This is a genomic window from Nonomuraea turcica, from assembly GCF_030718205.1.
GTDB lineage: Bacteria > Actinomycetota > Actinomycetes > Streptosporangiales > Streptosporangiaceae > Nonomuraea.
On the sequence record NZ_JAUZQF010000102.1, the window covers coordinates 1 to 924 of the forward strand.

Annotated in this window: 2 protein-coding genes and 1 pseudogene; all 3 read left to right on the plus strand. The window is 62.1% G+C overall.

What is annotated here, in order from left to right:
- Window positions 1-233 (plus strand): annotated as a pseudogene (locus tag Q9G87_RS60410) (carbohydrate ABC transporter permease); the annotation flags it as partial.
- Complete coding sequence (locus Q9G87_RS60415) at window positions 230-496, plus strand: ABC transporter permease family protein (RefSeq protein ID WP_305925702.1); 267 nt, start codon at window positions 230-232, stop codon at window positions 494-496. The pseudogene Q9G87_RS60410 and the gene Q9G87_RS60415, both read left to right, overlap by 4 nt.
- A 38-nt stretch (window positions 497-534) precedes the next feature.
- Window positions 535-924: sigma-70 family RNA polymerase sigma factor (locus tag Q9G87_RS60420; RefSeq protein ID WP_305925703.1), on the plus strand; the 390-nt coding region annotated here is incomplete at its 3' end.

The following is a 924-nucleotide window of genomic DNA, read 5'->3' on the forward strand; positions in this document are numbered from 1 at the left end:
TGTCCACGCTGCTGCGCTCGGTGTGGGAGTTCAACAACGTCGACCTGCTCTACACGCTGACCGGCGGCGGTCCCGCGCACCAGACCACCACGCTGCCGCTGTACGTCGCGCAGCAGGCCGCCCAGTCCCATGACTTCGGCTACGCCACCGCGCTGACCACGGTCGCGTTCCTGATCCTGACCTTCTTCTCCATCGCCTACCTGCGGCTGAGCAAGTTCGGAGCCAAGTCATGACCATGGTGACCGAGCGCCCGTCGGTGACCAGGTCGCGGCAGGCCGCGCCGGCTCCGAGCGCGAACCGGGTGTCGCGGTGGCAGATCTACGTCCCGCTGGCGTTGTACCTGCTGTTCACGCTGGTGCCCTTCTACTGGATGCTGGTCTTCGCGTTCCGGCCGAGGGGATCCACGTCGATCCTGCCGTGGCCGATCACGTTCGAGCACTTCGACACGGTCTGGAATGGGATCCTCGCTTTTTCGAGGGCCAACGCTGTGCACTAAGCTGGCACACGATGATCACACGTGAATCCGAGGACAGGATGGATCGTCGCGTGGATGCGTCGGGCACCGTCGACGTCGCTGAAGAGACGAAAACCCAGAGGGCGCAACGTTTCGAGCGTGACGCCCTCGAATACCTTGACCAGCTCTATGGCGCCGCGCTGCGCATGACCCGCAACCCGGCTGACGCCGAAGATGTTGTCCAAGAGGCCTATGCCAAAGCTTTTTCCTCGTTCCACCAGTTCCGACCTGGTACGAACCTCAAGGCTTGGCTGTATCGCATTCTGACGAATACCTACATCAACTCGTACCGCAAGGCTCAGCGTCGCCCCCAGACATCAGATGACCAGGACGTCGAGGATTGGCAGATCGCTAAAGCTGCGTCCCATGACAGCAACGGTTTGCGGTCTGCCGAGTTGGAGGCCCTAGAT

Excerpts from the sequence above, each read along its gene's own strand:
- Q9G87_RS60415 (WP_305925702.1), top strand. The coding sequence starts at position 230 with ATGACCATGGTGACCGAGCGCCCGTCGGTGACCAGGTCGCGGCAGGCC.